Here is a 20,146-nt window from a genome sequence, read left to right as displayed (position 1 = left end):
AGTTGTTTGCGGGGTGCCCGGCCGGGTAGCTGGCGGACGGCTCGACGGAGCCGCGCAAGGCCCTCGCGGAGGTGGAAGGTGTACGAACGACGACGTCCCGGTGCCGTGCTGTTCGACCGTGACGGGACCCTCATCAGGGACGTTCCGTACAACGGCGACCCGGACCGGGTGGAGATCATGCCGGGAGCCGCCGAGGCGCTGGCGCGGCTGCGCAGGGCCGACGTTCCGGTGGCCGTCGTCACCAACCAGTCGGGCGTGGCCAAGGGCCTCATCTCGCCCGACGACATGGACCAGGTCAACGCCCGCGTGGAGGAACTGCTCGGACCGTTCGACGCGTGGGCGATCTGCGTCCACGACGACGCCGACGGCTGCACCTGCCGCAAACCCGCCCCCGGCCTGGTGATCAGGGCGGCGGCGGTGCTGGACGTCAGCCCGCGCGACTGCGTCGTGGTGGGCGACATCGGCCGCGACATGGAGGCCGCCAGGGCCGCCGGCGCGCGCGGCATCCTGGTGCCGACCGAGGTGACCCGTCCGGAGGAGGTCGCGCAGGCGCCGGAGGTGGCCGCCGACCTGACCGACGTGGCCGACCGCGTGCTGAGCGAGCTCGAGGCCGCGGCCCCGGTCGGCGCGGGCGCCCGCTGGTCGCGGGCGATGGGCTGGAGCCGCTGGTGAGGATCCTGCTGTGGCACGTGCACGGCTCGTACACCAGTGCCTTCGTGCGCGGCGGCCACGAGTACGTGCTGCCGCTCGTGCCCGGCCGGGGACCGGCCGGGCGGGGCCGGGCGCGGACGTTCGACTGGCCCGCCGACGCCCGCGAGGTGCCGTTCGACCGGCTGCGCGACGAGCCGGTCGACGTGGTCGTCTACCAGCGCCCGCACGAGCCGGAGCTGGCCCGCGAGTGGCTCGGCCGCGACGTGCCCGGCGTCTACGTCGAGCACAACACGCCGGCCGGTGACGTGCCCCGTACCCGCCACCCGGTGGCGGACCGCGACGACGTCACGCTCGTGCACGTCACCCACTTCAACGAGCTGTTCTGGGACAACGGCCGGGCGCCCACGCGGGTGATCGAGCACGGCGTCCCCGACCCCGGTCACCTCTACACCGGCGAGCTGCCCCGGGCCGGCGTCGTGGTCAACGAGCCGGTGCGGCGCACCCGGGTGGCGGGCACCGACCTGCTGCCGCGCTTCGCCGCGCGGGTTCCGCTCGACGTGTTCGGGATGCGGGTGACCGGCCTGCCGTACGGCACGTACGAGGACCTGCCGCAGCACGCCATGCACGCCGAGCTGGCCCGGCGGCGCGTCTACCTGCACCCCTACCGGTGGACCTCGCTCGGGCTCGCGCTCGTCGAGGCCATGACGCTCGGCATGCCGGTCGTCGCGCTCGCCACCACCGAGGCGGTCGAGGCGGTGCCGCCGGAGGCCGGCGTGATCTCGACCGACGTGGACGTGCTGGTGCGGGCGCTGGCCGACTTCGCCGCCGACCCGGAGCGCGCCGCGCAGGCGGGGAAGGCGGCACGGGCGGCGGCGCTGGCCCGCTACGGGCTGGCCCGGTTCCTCACCGATTGGGATCGGCTACTTTCGGAAGTCTCTGCAGGTAGCTAATGTATGTCCGTAATACGGTGGTATGACTCGCGGCGACGCGGGTAGGGCAGGTGGGCATGATGATGCTCGACTGGTCGCGCAGGGCGGCCTGCCAGACCATGGACCCGGAGCTGTTCTTCCCGATCACCCTGGAAGGACCGGGGCTCGAACAGGTGGAACGCGCCAAGGCGGTCTGCCGGGGATGCCCCGTGCGGCAGCCGTGCCTCGACTACGCCATCGACACCCGGCAGATGAACGGCGTCTGGGGAGGCACCGACCCCGCGCAACGCCGATCCCTCACCCCGATGGTGCCGCCGCGGCGAGAAACCGTGCCCGCTCGTCCTCGTCCAGGTGGTCGCTGAACAGTACGCCGTCCAGATGGTCGACCTCGTGCTGCAGCACCCTCGCCAGCACGCCCAGCCCCCGCACCACGACCGGCTTGCCGAACATGTCGCGCCCCCGCGCCGTCACCATGTAGGCCCGCTCCAGCGGCCACCACACGCCAGGCGCCGACAGGCACGCCTCGTCCGCCGTCACCCGCCGTTCGGACAGCTCGAGCCTCGGGTTGACCAGATGCCCCGCCTTGCCCTCGTAGGCGTAGACGACCACGCGCAGCGGCACCCCGAGCTGCGGCGCCGCCAGGCCCGCCCGCCCCGCTCCCGCCCGCAGCGTGGCCGTCAATGACTTGACCAGGCCGCGCAGCTCGCGGTCGAAGTCCCGCACGGGCTCCGCCACGGCGCGCAGCGCCGGATCGCCGAACATCAGAATCTGCCGGACCGTCACCGCACCTCCCCGATAGGCCGTCTCGATCATCCCGCACCTTCCCGCGCCCCCCGAGGGCCAACCGCGAGGGGCGAGGGTTGTAGCACAGCGGTAACAGAAGGGACCCAGCGGCGAAACGGCGCAAAAGCAGGATCGATCGCGTGATCTCACTTCCGGCTCGCGTGCCTGTGATGCCCGGCCCGGCGCTCGGGGCCGGACCGGCCGTCCCAGGCACGCCCGTTCCCCCACGCCGGCCAGGCGGGCCGGCCCTCCCGTGTCCGCCGGCCGCCCCGACCCGTCAGGAGGTGTCCCTGTGAGCGCGATCCCCGCCGAAGAGCCGCCCCGGCCGCCCGAGACGGCGCCCAACGCCCTGTCGGGCTTCACCGTCGGCGTCACCGCGACCCGCCGCCGCGAGGAGTTCGGCGCGCTCCTCGAACGGCGCGGCGCCCGCGTCGTCAGCGCGCCCGCGATCCGGCTCGTCCCGCTCGCCGAGGACTCCGACCTGCTGGCCGCCACCCGGCACGCCCTCGCCGCACCCCTCGACGACGTCGTCGTCACCACCGGCGTCGGCTTCCGCGGCTGGATGGCCGCCGCCGAGGGCTGGGGCCTGTCGGCCGACCTGGTCGCCCGCCTGTCCACGGCCCGGCTGCTCACCCGCGGCCCCAAGGCCAGGGGAGCGGTGCGCGCCGCCGGCCTCGACGACCACTGGACGCCCGACAGCGACTCCTGCCGCGAGGTCAAGGACCACCTGCTCCGCCAGGACCTGCGCGGCCGCCGCATCGCCGTGCAGCTGCACGGCGAGCCGCTGGCCGACTTCGTCGACGCCCTGCGCGGCGCCGGCGCCGAGGTCATCGAGATCCCCGTCTACCGGTGGCTGCCGTACCGCGACCCCTCCCCGCTGCGCCGCCTGATCACCCAGACCATCTCCGGCGCCGTCGACGCCGTCGCCTTCACCAGCGCGCCCGCCGTCCACGCCATGATCGCCGCTGCCCGCGCGGAAGGGCTGGAGGAGCCGCTGCTGTCGGCGTTCGGCAGCCGGGTCGTGGCCGCCTGCGTCGGCCCCGTGACTGCCGACCCGCTCGTCTCCCGCGGCATCCCGACCCTGCAGCCGGACCGCGCCCGGCTCGGCTCCCTCGCCCGCGCCCTGGCCAGGCACCTGCCCGAGCACGGCGTCACCCGGCTCGTCGCGGGCGGCCACCGGCTGGAGATCCGCGGCCACGCCGTCGTCGTCGGCGGTGACCTGCGCCCGCTGCCGCCCGCCCCGATGGCGGTGCTCAAGCGGCTCGCCGACAAGCCCGGCCACGTCGTCTCCCGCACCGAGCTGCGCACCGTCCTGCCGGGCAGCGTCGCCAGGGAGTCCGCCGAGCACGCCGTCGAGATGGCCATCACCCGTCTGCGCCGCGCCCTCGGCCCGGCCGGCATCGTGGAGACCGTGGTCAAACGCGGCTACCGGCTCGCCTGCGCCCACGAGGCGGACCGGTGAGGCCCGCCCTCGTCCTCGTCGCGCACGGCACCCGCAGCGCCGCGGGGGAGCGCACCCTCGCCGACCTGGCCGCCGCCGTCCGCCGGCAGCGCCCCGGCCACCGCGTCGAACTGGCCTACCTGGAGATCAGCCGCCCCCTGCTCGCCGACGCGCTGCCCGCGGTCGACGGCCCCGTCGTCGTGGCGCCCCTGCTGCTGGCCGGCGGCTACCACGTGCACGTCGACCTGCCCGCCGTCCTCGCCGAGCACCGACCCGACGCGCTCGTCACCCCGCCGCTCGGGCCGCACCGGCTGCTCACCTCCGCGCTCGCCCGCAAGCTCGCCCGCGCGGGGCTGCGCCCCGGCGACGCCGTCGTCCTCGGCGCCGCCGGCTCCTCCGACCCGGCCGCGCTCGCCGACGTCCGCGCCCAGGCCCACCGGCTCGGGCTGCGGCTCGCCCGCCCGGTCACCGCCGCCTTCGCCTCGGCCGGCGCCCCCACCCTGGACGAGGCGCTGGACCGGCTCCGCTCCGGTCCGGCCGCGCGGGTGGCGATCGCCTCGTACGTGCTCGCACCCGGCTTCTTCCACGGCCGCATCGCCGTGGCGGGCGCCGACCTGGTCAGCGAGCCGCTCGGCGCGGACCCGGACGTGGCGGCGCTGGTGTGGAGCCGTTTCGACCAGGCGGCGCTGCCCGTCGGGGCGGCCATCGCCTGAGATCGGCCCGGTGGCGGCGCTGTCCGTCCGGGCCGCCGTCGCCTGAGATCGGCCCGGCGGCGGCGCTGCCCGTCGGGGCCGCCACCGCCGGAGATCAGCCCGGCGGCGGCGCGGCCGGTTCCAGGCGAAGCTCGCGGACGATCTCCTCGGCGCTCGCGTCCAGCGACGGCCCCGCCCCGGCGCCCACGAACAGCTCCATGCAGGCCCGGTGGAAGCAGCCCGCGAGCAGCAGCCGCGCGCTCGCCCGAGGGTCCACGCCGGCGGCCACCCGGCCGAGCCGCCGCTCGCCGTCGAGGTAGGCCGCCAGCGGCACCTCCTCGGCCTCCGGCCCGAGCCCCGCCTCGCGCAGCGCCTCACGGAAGCGGACGGTGACGTTCGGCGAGGTGAACACGGGCAGCGCCGCCGACTGCACCTCCAGGTTGTAGGCGATGCCCGCCCGCGCGATCGGGACGAGGTTGCCGGTCACCCGGCCGTGCCCCACCCGGTCGGACAGGTCGTGCAGGACGCTCAGCCAGAAGGGCAGACGGTACTGCAGCAGCGCGAGGAAGTGATCGACCGAGCCGCCGGGACGTCCGTCCCTGAGGGCGAGGGCCATCTCCAGAACGCGTCGCCTCGTGTCCTGGCTTCGCTGGGGCGGATCTACATGGGAAGTCACCATGGGCGGCCTAACGTGCGCGGTCACGTGGGGGGTGGTGTGGCGTCGCGGCGTTCGGGGATGTCTCTCCCGTTGAATCGGACCGTTTCCTAACAGCGTTTCACGGCACCGATTATGACCCGGAACATCCGAAAAGTTAGGCGTTGTGTACCTGTGAGTTAGCTGTCAGTGTCGGTGTCGCGACGCCGCAGGTAGCGCTCGAACTCCGCCGCGATCGCGTCGCCGCTCGCCTCCGGCAGCTCGGCGGCGTCCTTGCGGTCCTCCAGCTCCTTGACGTATTCGGCCACCTCACTGTCCTGGGAGGCCAGCTCGTCCACGCCCCGCTCCCACGCCCGGGCCTCCTCGTCGAGGTCGCCCAGCGGCATCGGGATCTCCAGCAGGTCCTCCAGGCGGCGCAGCAGCGCCAGCGTCGCCTTCGGGTTGGGCGGCTGCGCCACGTAGTGCGGCACCGACGCCCACAGCGACACCGCGTCCAGGCCCGCCTCGCCGAAGGCGTGCTGCAGCACCCCCACGATGCCGGTCGGCCCCTCGTAACGGCTGAGCTCCAGGTTGGTCGACCTGGCCAGCGCCTCGTCGGTGGCGCCGCCCAGGATCGGCACCGGCCGGGTGTGCGGCGAGTCGTTGAGCAGCGCCCCCAGCATCACGGCCAGCTCCACGCCCAGCTCACGGCAGACCTCGACGATGTCGGCGCAGAACGAACGCCAGCGCATGTTGGGCTCGATGCCGCGCAGCAGCACCACGTCACGCTCCACGCCCGGCGGGCGGGCGCGCAGCAGCCGCGTCGTCGGCCACACGATCGAGCGGGTCAGCCCGTCGCCCATCTGCACGACCGGGCGGGTCACCTGGAAGTCGTAGTAGTCGTCGGGGTCGAGAGCCACCAGCGGCTCGGCCTTCCAGGCGGTCTCGAGATGGGCGATCACGCCGCTGGAAGCCTCGCCCGCGTCGTTCCACCCCTCGAACGCGGCAATGAGCACCGGGTCGACGAGCTCGGGGAGCCCTTCGAGCTCGATCACGTGGCGCCTCCTCTTTCCTCCATCGGGCCTAGCCTATGCGGTGAGGTGGTGCTCATGTCACCGTGTGGGGCGATCTAGCTCCCCGCCCCGCCCGCGCCCGTGGCGCCGGAGCGCGGCAGGCCCGCGACAGCGGCACGACAGGGGCGCGTGACCAGCAAGAACGCTCCCGTCTCGACCCCGTGGGCGCACCCCGTGTGACCCCGCGGCCGACCCCGTGGCCGACACCGCGGGCGGCGCCGCCGCGACGGCGACGCGCCCGGCGGCGGCGCGACGGCCCAGGTGGAGCGCACGTGGAGCCCCGGCGGCGCCACGTGCCGCCCCGGGCGGCGGCGGGCGTGGCGGGCCGCCCGGCGGCGTGTCCAAGGGGTGGAACGGCGACGCCGCCGCCCCTGGCGCAGCCGATAAGCTGCATGCCATGAGCAGCTCTCCGTCCTTCCGCGAGGTGTTGTCCCAGCGAGTCATCGTCGCCGACGGAGCCATGGGGACGATGTTGCAGGCTCAAGACCCCACCCTCGACGACTTCGAGGGTCACGAGGGCTGCAACGAGGTGCTCAACGTCACCAGGCCCGACATCGTCCAGGGCGTCCACGACGCCTATTTCGCCGTCGGCGTCGACTGCGTCGAGACCAACACCTTCGGCGCCAACCTCGCCGCCCTCGGCGAGTACGACATCTCCGAGCGCGTCTACGAATACTCCGAGGCCGGCGCCCGCATCGCCAGGCAGCGGGCCGACCACTGGTCGACCCCCGACCACCCGCGTTTCGTCCTCGGCTCCATGGGCCCCGGCACCAAGCTGCCCACCCTCGGCCACCTGCCGTACGCGAGCCTGCGCGACGCCTACCGCGACAACGCCGCCGGCCTCATCGCGGGCGGCGCCGACGCCCTCATCATCGAGACCTGCCAGGACCTGCTGCAGGTCAAGGCCGCCGTGATCGGCGCCAGGACCGCCGCCGAGGCGTCCGGCCGCGACGTGCCGATCATCGCCCAGGTGACGATCGAGACCAACGGCGCGATGCTGCTCGGCTCCGAGATCGGCGCCGCGCTGACGGCCATCGAGCCGCTCGGCGTCGACGTGATCGGCCTCAACTGCGCCACCGGCCCCGCCGAGATGAGCGAGCACCTGCGCTACCTCGCCCGCCACTCCCGGGCCCGCCTGTCGTGCATGCCCAACGCCGGCCTGCCGGTGCTCACCTCCGACGGCGCCTACTACCCGCTGACCGCGCAGGAGCTGGCCGACGCCCACGACGCCTTCACCCGCGACTACGGCCTGTCGCTGGTCGGCGGCTGCTGCGGCACCACGCCCGAGCATCTGCGTCAGGTCGTCGAGCGGGTCCGCGGCAAGGCGCCCGCCGCCCGCCGCCCGCACCCGGAGCCCGGCGCCTCCTCCCTCTACCAGAGCGTGCCGTTCCGGCAGGACACCTCCTACCTCGCCATCGGCGAGCGCTGCAACACCAACGGCTCCAAGGTCTTCCGCGAGGCCATGCTGGAGGGCCGCTGGGACGACTGCGTCGAGATGGCCCGCGAGCAGGCGCGCGGCGGCGCCCACATGCTCGACCTGTGCGTCGACTACGTCGGCCGCGACGGCGTGGCCGACATGAAGGAGCTGGCGTTCCGCTTCGCCACCGCCTCCACGCTGCCGATCATGCTCGACTCCACCGAGCCGGCCGTCCTGCAGGCCGGCCTGGAGATGCTCGGCGGGCGCGCCGCCGTCAACTCCGTCAACTACGAGGACGGCGCCGGCCCCGACTCCCGCTTCCAGAAGATCATGCGGCTGGTCAAGGAGCACGGGGCGGCCGTGGTGGCGCTCACCATCGACGAGGAGGGCCAGGCCCGCACCGCCGACTGGAAGGTCCGCGTCGCCGTACGCCTCATCGAGGACCTCGTCGGCAACTGGGGCATGCGGATCGAGGACATCATCGTCGACTGCCTCACCTTCCCCATCGCCACCGGGCAGGAGGAGACCAGGCGCGACGGCCTGGAGACCATCGAGGCCATCCGCGAGCTCAAGCGCCGCTACCCGGGCGTGCAGACCACGCTGGGCCTGTCCAACATCTCCTTCGGCCTCAACCCGGCCGCCCGGATGGTGCTCAACTCCGTCTTCCTCAACGAGTGCGTCAACGCCGGGCTCGACTCCGCGATCGTGCACGCCTCCAAGATCCTGCCCATGGCCCGCATCCCCGACGAGCAGCGCCAGGTCGCCCTCGACATGGTCTACGACCGCCGCCGCGAGGGATACGACCCGCTGCAGCGGTTCATGGACCTGTTCGAGGGCGTCGACGCCGCCGCCATGCGCGCGGGCAAGGCCGAGGAGCTGGCCGCGCTGCCGCTGTGGGAGCGGCTCAAGCGGCGCATCATCGACGGCGAGCGCAAGGGCCTGGAGGCCGACCTCGAGGCCGGGCTGGCGCAGCGGCCCGCCCTGGAGATCATCAACGACGTGCTGCTCGACGGCATGAAGACGGTCGGCGAGCTGTTCGGCTCCGGCCAGATGCAGCTGCCGTTCGTGCTGCAGTCGGCCGAGGTGATGAAGGCGGCCGTCGCCTACCTCGAACCTCACATGGACCGCGTCGAGGGCGAGACCAAGGGCCGCATCGTGCTGGCCACGGTCAAGGGCGACGTGCACGACATCGGCAAGAACCTCGTCGACATCATCCTGTCCAACAACGGCTACGAGGTCGTCAACCTCGGCATCAAGCAGCCCGTCTCGGCCATCCTGGAGGCCGCCGACGACCAGCGCGCCGACGTCATCGGCATGTCCGGCCTGCTGGTCAAGTCCACGGTCGTGATGAAGGAGAACCTGGAGGAGATGAACTCCAGGGGCCTGTCCGCCAAGTACCCCGTGCTGCTCGGCGGCGCCGCGCTCACCCGCGCCTACGTCGAGCAGGACCTCGCCGGGCTGTTCGAGGGCGAGGTCCGCTACGCCCGCGACGCGTTCGAGGGGCTGCGGCTGATGGACGCGTTCATGGCCGTCAAGCGCGGCGTCGAGGGCGCCACCCTGCCCCCGCTGCGCGAGCGACGTGTCAGGACCGGCGCGGTGCTGGAGCGCACCCCCGTCGAGGAGCTGCCGGCCCGCTCCGACGTCGCGCTGGACAACCCGGTGCCCAAGGCGCCCTTCCTCGGCGACCGCATCGTCAAGGGCATCTCGCTGGCCGACTACGCCGCCTTCCTCGACGAGCGGGCCCTGTTCCTCGGCCAGTGGGGGCTCAAGCCCACCCGGGGCGGCGACGGTCCGGGCTACGAGGAGCTGGTCGAGACCGAGGGCCGGCCGCGGCTGCGCATGTGGCTGGAGCGCATCCAGACCGAGGGGCTGCTGGAGGCCGCGGTCGTCTACGGCTACTTCCCCTGCGTCAGCGACGGCGACTCGCTGATCATCCTCGACGAGGCGGGCGGCGAGCGCACCCGCTTCACCTTCCCCCGCCAGCGCCGCGACCGGCACCTGTGCCTGTCCGACTTCTTCCGGCCGCGCGAGTCGGGTGAGCCGGACGTGGTGGCCTTCCAGGTGGCCACCATGGGCGGCCGGATCTCCGAGGCGACGGCCGAGCTGTTCGCCAAGGACGCCTACCGCGACTACCTCGAACTCCACGGCCTGTCCGTGCAGCTCACCGAGGCGCTGGCCGAATACTGGCACGCCAGGGTCCGCTCGGAGTGGGGCATCGGCGGCGACGAGTCGCTCGACGACATGCTCAAGGTCAACATCCAGGGCTGCCGCTACTCGTTCGGCTACCCGGCCTGCCCCAACCTGGAGGACCAGGTGCAGCTGTTCGAGCTGCTCGACCCGGAGCGGATCGGGGTGACGCTGTCGGAGGAGTTCCAGCTCCACCCCGAGCAGGCCACCTCCGCCCTGGTCGCCCACCACCCCGAGGCCAAGTACTTCAACGTCTGACCGGCCGCGCCCGGGCGGGCGGGCCTGGCGGAGCACACGAACGATCGGGAGCGCATGGACGCCGTCTTCTTCGACATGGACGGGTTGCTGGTCGACACCGAGAAGGTGTGGCTGGAGATCGAGACCGAGGTGATGGCCCGGCTCGGCGCCGAGTGGACGCCCGCCCACCAGGCGCACCTGGTGGGCGGCTCCATGGAGCGGACGATCGACTACATGCTCGGCGTCTCCGGAGCCTCCGTCGCCCCGGAGACGGTGTGGGAGTGGATGGCGGGGGGCATGGTCGCCCGGCTGGCCGGCGGGGTCCGCGTCATGCCCGGCGCCGGCGAGCTGCTCGACGCCCTGCGCGCCGAGGGCGTCCCCGTCGCGCTCGTCACCTCGTCCCTGAAGGAGATCGCCGAGGCCGTGCTCGCGCACGTCCGGCACGACCGGTTCGACGCCGTCGTCACGGCCGACGACGTCGAGCGGACCAAGCCCGACCCCGAGCCCTACCTGACGGCCGCCGCGCTGCTGGGTGTCGAGCCGGTCCGGTGCGTGGTGCTGGAGGACTCACCCAACGGCGTCGCCGCGGCCACGGCCGCCGGCTGCGCGGTGGTGGCCGTCCCCGGCGTCCTGCCCGTCGAGCCCGCCCCCGGCCGGCTCGTCGTCCCTTCGCTCGCCGCCGTCACCGTCGGGCACCTGCGCGACCTCGTCCCCGTCTGACCTGCGCCCCCGGAGGCTCCGTTCGCCCGCCCGCGACGGGAACCACCCCTAGGGGGCGAGTCGTTCTCGGGGAGGAGGGCCGGAGCGGCACGCGTGCCAGGATGGAAGGCACAGTCGACAAGAGGGGCGACCAGATGACTTTCGATCAGATCGCGTGGTTGCCGCTGTGCGCGGGCGTCACCATCGCGGGGTTGGTGCTCAGCTTCCTGGCGTTCCGGCGGCGCGGGGCCGCGGCGGGCACACGGGTGGCGGCGTGGGCGCTGCTGCCCCTGGCCGCCTATCTCACCGGCGCGCTGCAGGCGCTGTGGACCATCGGCACGACGATCGTCGGGTTCGTCACGAGCCTGGTCTTCAACCCCGTCGTGTGGGCGGGCGTGGCGGTGGCCGGGCTGTCGGTGGTGCTGTTCGTGGTGTCGGGAGTGCTGCGCGGGCGCAAGCTCGCCAAGGCGTCCCAGGCCGCCCCGGCACAGCCGCGGGCACAGGGCGGGGCGCAGGGGCAGGCGCAGGGCCGGCCGCAGGCCCCGGCGGCGCCCCCGCAGACGGGCAAGCCTGCGGTGGCAGCCCCCCAGGAGCGCAAGAGCGACGATGACTTCTCCGACATCGAGGACATTCTTCGGCGCCGCGGCATCAGCTGACGGCCTCTGTCACAGTTCTGCGACACAACCACGATGCGCCCGGAACAATTCGGGTCAAGATCGATACGAATAAGTTTCGCGTGAATCACAGTTGAGCCACATACCAGGGCTGAGGGCTGGTCAGCGCAGCTCAGGGCATAGATTCTGCACCCTGGGGCCGTGACGTGCGGTTCCGAAATGACACGGTTGTCACCCTGACCGGATGGCGGCCGTCGTGGACGTGGTCTGACACCCAGGGGGCCTGAAGCGCATGCGCAGTACCTTGGTCACGCGACCCTCGAAGCGCCGCGCGGCGCGAGGAGAGGAGGGCGCGTGACGGCACCACTCGACGTCCCCGAGTCCGCCTCCCACGCCGCACCGGAAGCGGTCGCGGCCGGCGCGGGCCGCACGGCGATCCAGGGACGCTCACTCGGCCAGATCGCCTGGATGCGCCTCAAGCGCGACAAGATCGCCATGACCGGCGCGGGCATCATCGTCTTCCTCGTCCTGGTGGCGATCTGCGCGCCGATCATCGTGAAGCTGTTCGGTCACCCGCCGCTGGAGTTCCACCGCGAGATGATCGACCAGGAGACGCAGATCCCCAAGGACAGGTTCGGCGGGATCGGCTGGGACTTCCTGTTCGGCGTCGAGCCGGTCTGGGGCCGCGACATCTTCAGCCGCATCGTCTACGGCGCGCGCATCTCGCTGCTCATCGCCTTCCTCGCCACCCTGCTGTCGGTCGGCATCGGCACCGTCCTCGGCGTCACGGCCGGCTACTTCGGCGGCTGGGTCGACACCGTCATCAGCCGCGCCATGGACGTCTTCCTGGCCTTCCCGCTGCTGGTCTTCGCCATCGCGCTCGCCGGCGTGGTGCCCGACCAGGCGTTCGGGCTGTCCGGAGACACGCTGCGCGTCTCCCTGCTCATCTTCATCATCGGGTTCTTCAACTGGCCGTACATCGGGCGCATCATCCGCGGCCAGACCCTGTCGCTGCGCGAACGCGAGTTCGTCGACGCCGCCAGGAGCCTCGGCGCACGCGGGCCGTACATCATCGTCCGCGAGCTGCTGCCCAACCTGATGGCGCCCGTCCTCATCTACGCGACGCTGCTGATCCCGACGAACATCCTGTTCGAGGCCGCGCTGTCGTTCCTCGGGGTCGGCGTCCGCCCGCCGACCCCCACCTGGGGCGGGATGCTGGCCGACGCGGCCCGCATCTACACCGTGCCGCACTTCGCCATCTTCCCCGGACTGGCGATCTTCATCACCGTGCTCGCCTTCAACCTCTTCGGTGACGGCCTGCGCGACGCCCTGGACCCGCGGGGCAACCGATGACCTTCGATCTCCCAGATTCCCTGCCTCCCAACAACAAGGGGTGTAGCAACAGATGAGAAGAAAGCCCGCGCTGGCGGTGTCCGCGGTCACCGTGGCACTCGCCCTGGGCCTGTCGGCCTGCGGAGGCACCAGCACCACGCCTCAGTCGTCCGGCGAGCCCGGTCAGCCCGCCGCCCAGGACAAGGCCGACGCCGCGCTCACGGGGGTGTTCAACCCTTCGACGAAGAAGGGCGGCACCATCAAGCTGGCCAACTCCGGCGACTGGGACTCGCTCGACCCGGCCGACACCTACTACGGCTACTCGTGGAACTTCATCCGCCTGTACGGCCGCGCCCTGACGATGTTCCCCGGCAAGCCGGGCGCCGAGGGCGCCAAGCCGGTGCCCGACCTGGCCAAGGAGCTGGGCAAGCCGAGCGAGGACTTCAAGACCTGGACCTACACCCTGCGTGACGGTCTGAAGTACGAGGACGGCACCCCGATCACCGCCAAGGACGTGGCCTACGGCGTGGCCCGCTCCTACGACCGGGAGACCTTCCCCAACGGCCCGACGTACCTCAACGAGCTGCTCAACTGGCCGAAGGACTACAAGGGCCCCTACAAGTCGAAGGGCGCCGACTTCAGCTCGGCCATCGAGACGCCCGACGACAAGACGGTCGTCTTCCACCTGAAGCAGCCCTTCAGCGGCTTCGACTACCTGACCCAGATGTCGGTCACCATGCCGGTGCCCGAGGCCAAGGACACGGGCACCAAGTACCAGGAGCACGTGATCTCCTCGGGCCCGTACAAGTTCGAGAAGAACGAGATCGGCAAGGGCTTCACCCTGGTCCGCAACGACCAGTGGGACCCGGCGACCGACCCCAACCGGCCGGCGCTGCCCGACCGCTACGAGGTGTCGACCAACGTCAACGCCGACGACATCGACAACCGCCTCATCTCCGGCGACCTGCACGTCGCGGTCGAGGGCACCGGTGTCCAGCCCGCCGCGCTCAGCAAGATCCTGCCGGACCCGGCGCTGAAGGCCCGCACCGACAACCCCACGCTGCAGCGGCTCTGGTACACCTCGATCAACCCGACGGTGAAGCCGCTGGACAACAAGGACTGCCGGATCGCGATCCAGTACGCCGCCGACAAGACCGGCTACGTCGCGGCCTACGGCGGCACGACCGGTGGCGAGATCGCGACCAGCCTGCTGCCCCCGGGCATCCCCGGCTACCAGAAGATCGACCTCTACCCGAGCCCCGAGGGCAAGGGCGACCTGAACAAAGCCAAGGAGCACCTGGCCAAGTGCGGCCAGCCCAACGGCTTCGAGACGAACATCTCCTACCGCGCCGAGCGCGACAAGGAGAAGAAGACGGCCGAGGCGCTCAAGGAGTCGCTGGCCCGCGTCGGCATCAACGTGACGCTCAAGCCCTACCCGCTGAAGGACTACTTCTCCCTCTACGCCGGCAAGCCGTCGTTCGTGGTCAAGGAGAAGCTGGGCCTGGCCATCAACGGCTGGGGCTCCGACTGGCCTGACGGCTACGGCTTCCTGCAGCAGATGACCGACAGCCGCGTCATCCGCGAGAGCGGCGGCTCGTCCAACCTGTCCGTCCGGATCCCCGAGGTCGACAAGATGTTCGACCAGGCGCTCCAGGAGGCCGACACGGCCAAGCGCGAGCAGCTCTACGCCGCCATCGACAAGCGCGTCATGGAGGAGTCGGTCATCCTGCCCGGCATCGTGGCCAAGTCGCTGCTCATCCGCGGCAAGGGCCTGACCAACGTCATGGTCAACGACGGCCAGCAGATGTACGACTACGTGGCGATGGGCGTCCAGTAGCCCGTCCCGCAGTCGCAGGAGCAGCTGTAGGCCAACCGACCGAGCAGTAAGGCAGGTGAAGGCCGCAGGCGGCCGTCCCGGGCGAACCCCGGGGCGGCCGCCGGGCCGGGCACTGTGTTCACATACATCATCAGACGCCTGATCAGCGCAGTGATCATGCTCGCCATTGTGAGCATGGCCACCTTCGCGATCTTCTTCCTCGTGCCGCGGCTCGCGGGGGCCACCGCCGAGGGCATGGCCAGCCGCTACGTCGGCCGGACGGCCACCGAGGAGACGGCCAAGCTGGCCGCCGAGCGCCTCGGCTTCAACGACCCCCTGATCGTGCAGTACGGCAGGTACGTCAAGGGCATCGTCGCCGGCGCCGAGTACGACTACGGAGCGGGCGTCGAGCAGTGCCCCGCCCCGTGCCTCGGCTACTCCTTCATCACCCGCCAGCCCGTCTTCCCCGACCTGATGAACCGGCTGCCCGTCACCCTGTCACTGGCCATCGGCGCCGCGTTGATCTGGGTGCTGCTCGGCGTCGGCATCGGCGTGCTGTCGGCCCTGCGCAGAGGCACCGTGTTCGACCGGTTCGCGATGATCGTCGCACTCGCCGGCGTATCGCTGCCGATCTTCTTCACCGGCCTCATCTCGCTGCAGCTCTTCGCCTACGGCAACCCGTTCAACTGGGCCGCCCAGGGCGGCTACTACGTCACCATCGAGGACTCACCTGCCCGCTGGGCCTACGGCCTGCTGCTGCCGTGGATCACGCTGGCGTTCCTGTTCGCCGCCACGTACGCGCGCCTCACCCGGGCGGGCATGCTGGAGACGATGAACGAGGACTACATCCGCACGGCCAGGGCCAAGGGCCTCGTCGAACGCAAGGTGATCGTCAAGCACGGCCTGCGCGGCGCCCTGACGCCCATCATCACGATCTTCGGCCTCGACTTCGGCCTGCTGATCGGCGGCGCCGTGCTCACCGAGACCGCCTACTCGCTCAACGGCCTCGGCAAGTACGCCATCGACGCCATCACCAACCAGGACCTGCCCAAGGTCATGGGAGTGACCCTCCTGGCGGCCCTGTTCGTCATCCTGGCCAACCTGATCGTCGACCTGCTCTACGCCGTCGTCGACCCGAGAGTGAGGCTGACGTGAGCCAGCAGAGCTTCCTCGACGTCAAGGACCTGCGCATCCACTTCCCGACCGACGACGGCCTCGTCAAGTCCGTCGACGGCCTCACCTTCGGGCTGGAGCGGGGCAAGACCCTCGGCATCGTCGGCGAGTCCGGCTCCGGCAAGAGCGTCACCAGCCTCGGCATCCTCGGCCTGCACAAGGGCGGCCGGGCGAGGATCTCCGGCGAGATCTGGCTCGACGGCGAGGAGCTCGTCAGCGCCTCCCCGGAGCACGTGCGCGGGCTGCGCGGCAAGAAGATGGCGATGATCTTCCAGGATCCGCTGTCGGCCATGCACCCCTACTACACGGTCGGCGACCAGATCATCGAGGCGTACCGGATCCACCACGACGTCTCCAAGTCCGTCGCCAAGAAGCACGCCATCGACATGCTCGGCCGCGTCGGCATCCCCGAGCCGACCCGCCGCGTCGACTCCTACCCGCACGAGTTCTCCGGCGGCATGCGCCAGCGCGCCATGATCGCCATGGCGCTGTCGTGCGACCCCGAGCTGCTCATCGCCGACGAGCCGACCACCGCGCTCGACGTGACCGTGCAGGCCCAGATCCTCGACCTCATGCGCGACCTGCAGCGCGAGTTCAACTCCGCGCTCATCATCATCACCCACGACCTGGGCGTGGTCGCCGAGCTGTCCGACGACATCCTCGTCATGTACGCGGGCAAGTGCATCGAGTACGGCACCACCGAGGACATCTTCTACCGCCCCGAACACCCCTACACCTGGGGGCTGCTGGGCTCCATGCCCCGGCTCGACCGGGAGCCCACCGAACGGCTGCTGCCCATCAAGGGCAGCCCGCCGTCGCTCATCAACGTCCCGCCGGGCTGCGCCTTCCACCCCCGATGCCCGTACGCCGAGCTGACCGGCGGCAAGGCCGGCACCGAGGTGCCGCCGCTGGCCGAGACCGAGGGCGGCCACCTCGTGCGCTGCCACCTCGACAAGGCCGAGCGGCGCAGGCTGTGGGAGAACGAGATCAAGCCAGTGCTGGAGACCCAGTGACCGAGAACGAGCCGCTTCTGTCCGTACAGAACCTGCAGAAGCACTTCCCCGTCCACAAGGGCCTGCTCAAGCGGCAGGTCGGCGCCGTCAAGGCGGTGGACGACATCAGCTTCGAGGTGTTCAAGGGCGAGACGCTCGGCCTGGTGGGGGAGTCCGGCTGTGGCAAGTCCACCACCGGCCGGCTGGTCACCCGGCTCCTCGAACCCACCGGCGGGAAGATCGTCTTCGAGGGGCGGGACATCACCCACGCCGGCCAGGGCAGCCTGCGCCCCCTCCGCCGCGACATGCAGATGATCTTCCAGGACCCCTACTCGTCGCTCAACCCGCGGCACACGGTCGGCGCCATCGTCGGCGCCCCGTTCCGCATCCAGGGCGTCAAGCCGGAGCAGGGCATCAAGAAGGCCGTGCAGGAGATCCTCGAACTCGTCGGCCTCAACCCCGAGCACTACAACCGCTACCCGCACGAGTTCTCCGGCGGCCAGCGGCAGCGCATCGGCATCGCCCGCACGCTCGCGCTCAAGCCCAAGCTCATCATCGCCGACGAGCCGGTGTCCGCGCTCGACGTGTCCATCCAGGCCCAGGTCGTCAACCTGCTGGAGGACCTGCAGAACGAGCTGAACCTCACCTACGTGGTCATCGCGCACGACCTGTCGGTGGTCCGCCACATCAGCGACCGGGTCGCCGTCATGTATCTCGGCAAGATCGTCGAGATCGCCGACCGCAAGCGCCTCTACAGCGCGCCCATGCACCCCTATACCAACGCCCTGCTGTCGGCCGTGCCGGTGCCCGACCCGCGGGCGCGCGCCGACCGCGAGCGGATCCGCCTCACCGGCGACGTCCCCAGCCCGCTCAACCCGCCGCCCGCGTGCCGCTTCCACACGCGGTGCTGGAAGGCCCAGGAGATCTGCAAGACGGTCGAGCCGCCGCTGGAGGAGCTGGCGGGCGGTCACCGGGTGGCCTGCCACTTCCCGGAGAACGCCCCGGAAGTGCCGGCGGGCTCCGCCGGCACTCCGGCCACCGCCTGACCCGCCGGCTCGACACTCCCCGCCCCGGCACCTCCACCAGCCGGGGCGGGGCCCTCCCCACCTCGACGAGCGCCCCCTCCCGCATGGTCCGCCCGCGCCCGTCCTCGCCCGCCTGGCACGCCCGCGCTCGTCTCGCCCGCGCTCGTCTCGCCCGCGTGGCACGCCCGCGTGTCCGCCCGCGCCCGTCGTCGCCAGGCTGTCACCGGCCGTCCGCCCGCGGGGCCGTCGGCGGCGCCCACCGGTCAGGACAGGGCGCCCGGTGTGATCAGCCCCGTCTCGTACGCCAGCACCACGGCCTGCACGCGGTCACGCAGCCCCAGCTTCGTCAGCACGTTGCCGACGTGCGTCTTCACCGTCGTCTCGCTCACCACCAGCTTGGCGGCGATCTCCGCGTTGGACATGCCCTTGGCGATCAGCCGGAGCACCTCCAGCTCCCGCTCCGTCAGCCGGTCCAGCCGCGCCGGCGTCGTCTGCTCGTACGCCGACGGCAGCCGCGCCGCGAACCGGTCGAGCAGCCGCCGGGTCACGCTCGGCGCCACGATCGCCTCGCCCGCCGCCACCACCCGGATCGCCTGCACCAGCTCGTCCGGCGGCACGTCCTTCAGCAGGAACCCCGACGCGCCCGACCGCAACGCCTCCACGATGTACTCGTCGAGGTCGAACGTCGTCAGCACCAGCACCTTCGGCACGTGCGCCGCGGGCGCCGCCTCCCGCACGATCCGGCGGGTGGCCTCGATCCCGTCGACACCCGGCATCCGGATGTCCATGAGCACGACGTCGGGCATCAGCGCCCTGGTCTGCTCCTGGGCATCCTTGCCGTCGCCCGCCTGCCCCACCACGGTGATGTCCGGCTCGGCCTCGAGGATCAGGCGGAACCCCGTGCGCAGCAGCGGCTGGTCGTCCACCAGCAGCACTCTGATCGTCATCGTCCGTCCTTCAGCGGGAACCTCGCCCGCACCTCGAAACCGCCCCCCGGCCTCGGGCCGACGCTGAGGATTCCACCATAAAGGGCCACGCGCTCGCGAATGCCCACCAAGCCGTGCCCCGGCGGCCCACCGGCGGGCCGCCCCGCACCCTGGCCGCCCCGACCGGCGGGCTCCCCGCCCCGGTCCGCACCCTGGCCGCCCCGCCCCGCACCTTGGCCGCCCTGCGCCGCGCCCTGGCCGGCGGCCGCCGCGCCCTGCCCGTTCAGCCCCGTCCCGCGCCCGTCGTCCGCCACGCTGACGTCCAGCTCGTCCGGCAGATGCCGGACGGTCACCAGCGCCCGCGCTCCCGCCCCCGCGTGCCGCAGCGTGTTGGTGAGCCCCTCCTGGACCAGCCGGTAGGCGGCCAGGTCCACCCCGGCGGGGATCGCTCCGGCGCTGCCCTCCACGGTCAGCCGCGTGAGCAGCCCCGCCTCGCGCATCTGCGCCACCAGCGCCGGCAGGTCGCCCGTGCCCGGCTGCGGACCCAGCTCGGCCCGCGCGTCCGCGCGCAGCACCCCGACGATGTTGCGCATCTCCGCCATCGCCATCCGGCCCGTGTGCTCGATCGCCGCCAGGGCCTCGCGCGCCAGCTCCGGGTCGGACGCCAGCACCTTGCCCGCCGCGGACGCCTGCACGGTCATCACGCTGACGTGGTGCGCCACCACGTCGTGAAGCTCGCGGGCGATCCGCGACCGCTCCTCCGCCCGCGCGGCACGCGTGTCGGCCGCGTGCGCGCGCTCCAGCCGGGCCGCGCGGTCCTGCAGCTCCGCCAGGTAGGCCCGGCGCAGCCGCAGGCTCCGGCCCGCCCCCCACACCGCGACCAGCACCACCACGGCCATGAGATGGTCGCTCACGCCCATCCCCGCCGCCGGCCCGGCCAGCGCGCCCACCAGGTACAGGGCGCCGGCCAGCAGCAACGCCCCCAGCGCCAGCGCCAGACCCCGATAGGACGCCACCGAGTAGAGCATCACCAGCCCCGCCAGCCCGGCCACACCCGTGCCGTAACCCAGCGCGGACAGCAACGTCTCGGGCGCCAGGGCCGCGCACAGCCCCGCCATCGGCCACCGTCTGCGCAGCGCCACCGGGACGCAGGCCAGCAGCACCAGCGTCACCCCGGCCGCGTCGGGCGCACGCAGGCCCGCCGCCGGCGGCTCGGGTCCGTACAGCACGAACAGAGCCACCGAGGCCGCCGCCACCGCCACAGCCAGCACCGCGTCGGGGAGCAGGGTTCGGTCGATGCGCACCGCTTCAATGTAGGGCCGGGCCGAAGCTCCCAACCTCCTCCCAGGGGAGGAGACGACATCCTGCGAAAGAGCCGGATGATCCTGCGTAAGAGCCGGATGCCCGCCCGCCACGACCGGCCCGGCACACCCGTGAACCGGCCCACGGACCGGCCGGCCGGCCACCGGGACGATCGCCGCCTCATCCTGGTGGCCGCCGCCGAGCGGGATCAGTGGGGGCCCAC

The 20,146-nt window shown here is 72.1% G+C and carries 18 protein-coding genes; 13 read left to right on the top strand and 5 right to left on the bottom strand.

Annotation, left to right across the window (positions count from 1 at the left end; translation table 11 throughout):
- Positions 1-78: 78 nt before the first annotated feature.
- The 3 genes from CXR44_RS16010 to CXR44_RS16000 are packed head-to-tail and all read left to right on the top strand — an operon-like array spanning position 79 to position 1,942.
- On the top strand, positions 79-672 hold the full coding sequence (locus CXR44_RS16010) for a D-glycero-alpha-D-manno-heptose-1,7-bisphosphate 7-phosphatase (RefSeq protein WP_245899197.1): 594 nt from the start codon (positions 79-81) through the stop codon (positions 670-672).
- The gene (locus CXR44_RS16005) at positions 669-1,601 is read left to right on the top strand and encodes a glycosyltransferase (protein ID WP_101786822.1); all 933 of its coding nucleotides are present in this window, start codon (positions 669-671) and stop codon (positions 1,599-1,601) included. Before CXR44_RS16010 ends, CXR44_RS16005 begins: the two co-directional genes overlap by 4 nt.
- Positions 1,602-1,657: 56 nt before the next feature.
- Complete coding sequence (locus CXR44_RS16000; RefSeq protein WP_219601824.1) at positions 1,658-1,942, top strand: WhiB family transcriptional regulator; 285 nt, start codon at positions 1,658-1,660, stop codon at positions 1,940-1,942.
- Here the strand turns inward: CXR44_RS16000 and CXR44_RS15995 are convergent.
- Complete coding sequence (locus CXR44_RS15995) at positions 1,878-2,393, bottom strand: peptide deformylase (protein WP_245899196.1); 516 nt, start codon at positions 2,391-2,393, stop codon at positions 1,878-1,880. The genes CXR44_RS16000 and CXR44_RS15995 overlap by 65 nt on opposite strands.
- 262 nt (positions 2,394-2,655) lie before the next feature.
- On the opposite strand from CXR44_RS15995, the gene CXR44_RS15990 reads away from it, so the two are divergent.
- Entirely contained in the window at positions 2,656-3,825 is a 1,170-nt protein-coding gene (locus CXR44_RS15990) for a uroporphyrinogen-III synthase (RefSeq protein WP_245899195.1), read from the top strand.
- Positions 3,822-4,517: a sirohydrochlorin chelatase gene (locus CXR44_RS15985; protein ID WP_101786821.1), complete on the top strand. Its 696-nt coding sequence runs from the start codon at positions 3,822-3,824 to the stop codon at positions 4,515-4,517. Before CXR44_RS15990 ends, CXR44_RS15985 begins: the two co-directional genes overlap by 4 nt.
- Before the next feature lie 94 nt (positions 4,518-4,611).
- Here CXR44_RS15985 and CXR44_RS15980 read toward each other — a convergent pair whose 3' ends face one another.
- Entirely contained in the window at positions 4,612-5,112 is a 501-nt protein-coding gene (locus tag CXR44_RS15980) for a TetR family transcriptional regulator (RefSeq protein ID WP_101786820.1), read from the bottom strand.
- A gap of 218 nt (positions 5,113-5,330) precedes the next feature.
- Positions 5,331-6,185 (bottom strand): PAC2 family protein, encoded by an 855-nt coding sequence (locus CXR44_RS15975; RefSeq protein WP_101786819.1) that lies wholly within the window; start codon positions 6,183-6,185, stop codon positions 5,331-5,333.
- Between the two features lie 415 nt (positions 6,186-6,600).
- Between CXR44_RS15975 and metH the strand changes: the two genes are divergently transcribed.
- The 8 genes from metH (at position 6,601) to CXR44_RS15935 (ending at position 17,716) form a co-directional block, all read left to right on the top strand.
- Positions 6,601-10,065, top strand: coding sequence for a methionine synthase (gene metH / locus CXR44_RS15970; protein WP_101786818.1), 3,465 nt, complete (start codon positions 6,601-6,603; stop codon positions 10,063-10,065).
- A 54-nt stretch (positions 10,066-10,119) separates the two neighbouring features.
- Complete coding sequence (locus CXR44_RS15965) at positions 10,120-10,764, top strand: HAD family hydrolase (RefSeq protein WP_101786817.1); 645 nt, start codon at positions 10,120-10,122, stop codon at positions 10,762-10,764.
- Positions 10,765-10,898: 134 nt separating this feature from the next.
- Positions 10,899-11,399, top strand: a complete 501-nt coding sequence (locus tag CXR44_RS15960; protein ID WP_101786988.1) for a cellulose synthase — start codon at positions 10,899-10,901, stop codon at positions 11,397-11,399.
- A gap of 312 nt (positions 11,400-11,711) precedes the next feature.
- Positions 11,712-12,710, top strand: a complete 999-nt coding sequence (locus CXR44_RS15955; RefSeq protein ID WP_101786816.1) for an ABC transporter permease — start codon at positions 11,712-11,714, stop codon at positions 12,708-12,710.
- A 52-nt stretch (positions 12,711-12,762) separates the two neighbouring features.
- On the top strand, positions 12,763-14,526 hold the full coding sequence (locus tag CXR44_RS15950; RefSeq protein WP_101786815.1) for an ABC transporter substrate-binding protein: 1,764 nt from the start codon (positions 12,763-12,765) through the stop codon (positions 14,524-14,526).
- A 114-nt stretch (positions 14,527-14,640) separates the two neighbouring features.
- Positions 14,641-15,660, top strand: a complete 1,020-nt coding sequence (locus tag CXR44_RS15945; protein WP_101786814.1) for an ABC transporter permease — start codon at positions 14,641-14,643, stop codon at positions 15,658-15,660.
- Entirely contained in the window at positions 15,657-16,691 is a 1,035-nt protein-coding gene (locus CXR44_RS40150) for an ABC transporter ATP-binding protein (RefSeq protein ID WP_101786813.1), read from the top strand. The genes CXR44_RS15945 and CXR44_RS40150 overlap by 4 nt, the downstream gene beginning before the upstream one ends.
- A complete protein-coding gene (locus CXR44_RS15935; RefSeq protein WP_397022505.1) occupies positions 16,652-17,716 on the top strand; it encodes an ABC transporter ATP-binding protein in 1,065 nt (354 codons plus the stop codon). The genes CXR44_RS40150 and CXR44_RS15935 overlap by 40 nt, the downstream gene beginning before the upstream one ends.
- 242 nt (positions 17,717-17,958) lie before the next feature.
- Here the strand turns inward: CXR44_RS15935 and CXR44_RS15930 are convergent, their stop codons facing one another.
- Positions 17,959-18,642 carry a response regulator gene (locus CXR44_RS15930; RefSeq protein ID WP_101786811.1) on the bottom strand — a complete coding sequence of 228 codons (684 nt, stop codon included), beginning with the start codon at positions 18,640-18,642 and terminating at the stop codon, positions 17,959-17,961.
- Positions 18,639-19,925 carry a sensor histidine kinase gene (locus CXR44_RS15920; protein WP_245899194.1) on the bottom strand — a complete coding sequence of 429 codons (1,287 nt, stop codon included), beginning with the start codon at positions 19,923-19,925 and terminating at the stop codon, positions 18,639-18,641. Before CXR44_RS15920 ends, CXR44_RS15930 begins: the two co-directional genes overlap by 4 nt.
- Between the last annotated feature and the right edge of the window lie 221 nt (positions 19,926-20,146).

The organism is Nonomuraea indica (assembly GCF_002850745.1).
In the GTDB taxonomy this organism is placed as follows: domain Bacteria; phylum Actinomycetota; class Actinomycetes; order Streptosporangiales; family Streptosporangiaceae; genus Nonomuraea; species Nonomuraea indica.
This window is presented reverse-complemented; position numbering and strand designations above follow the sequence as displayed.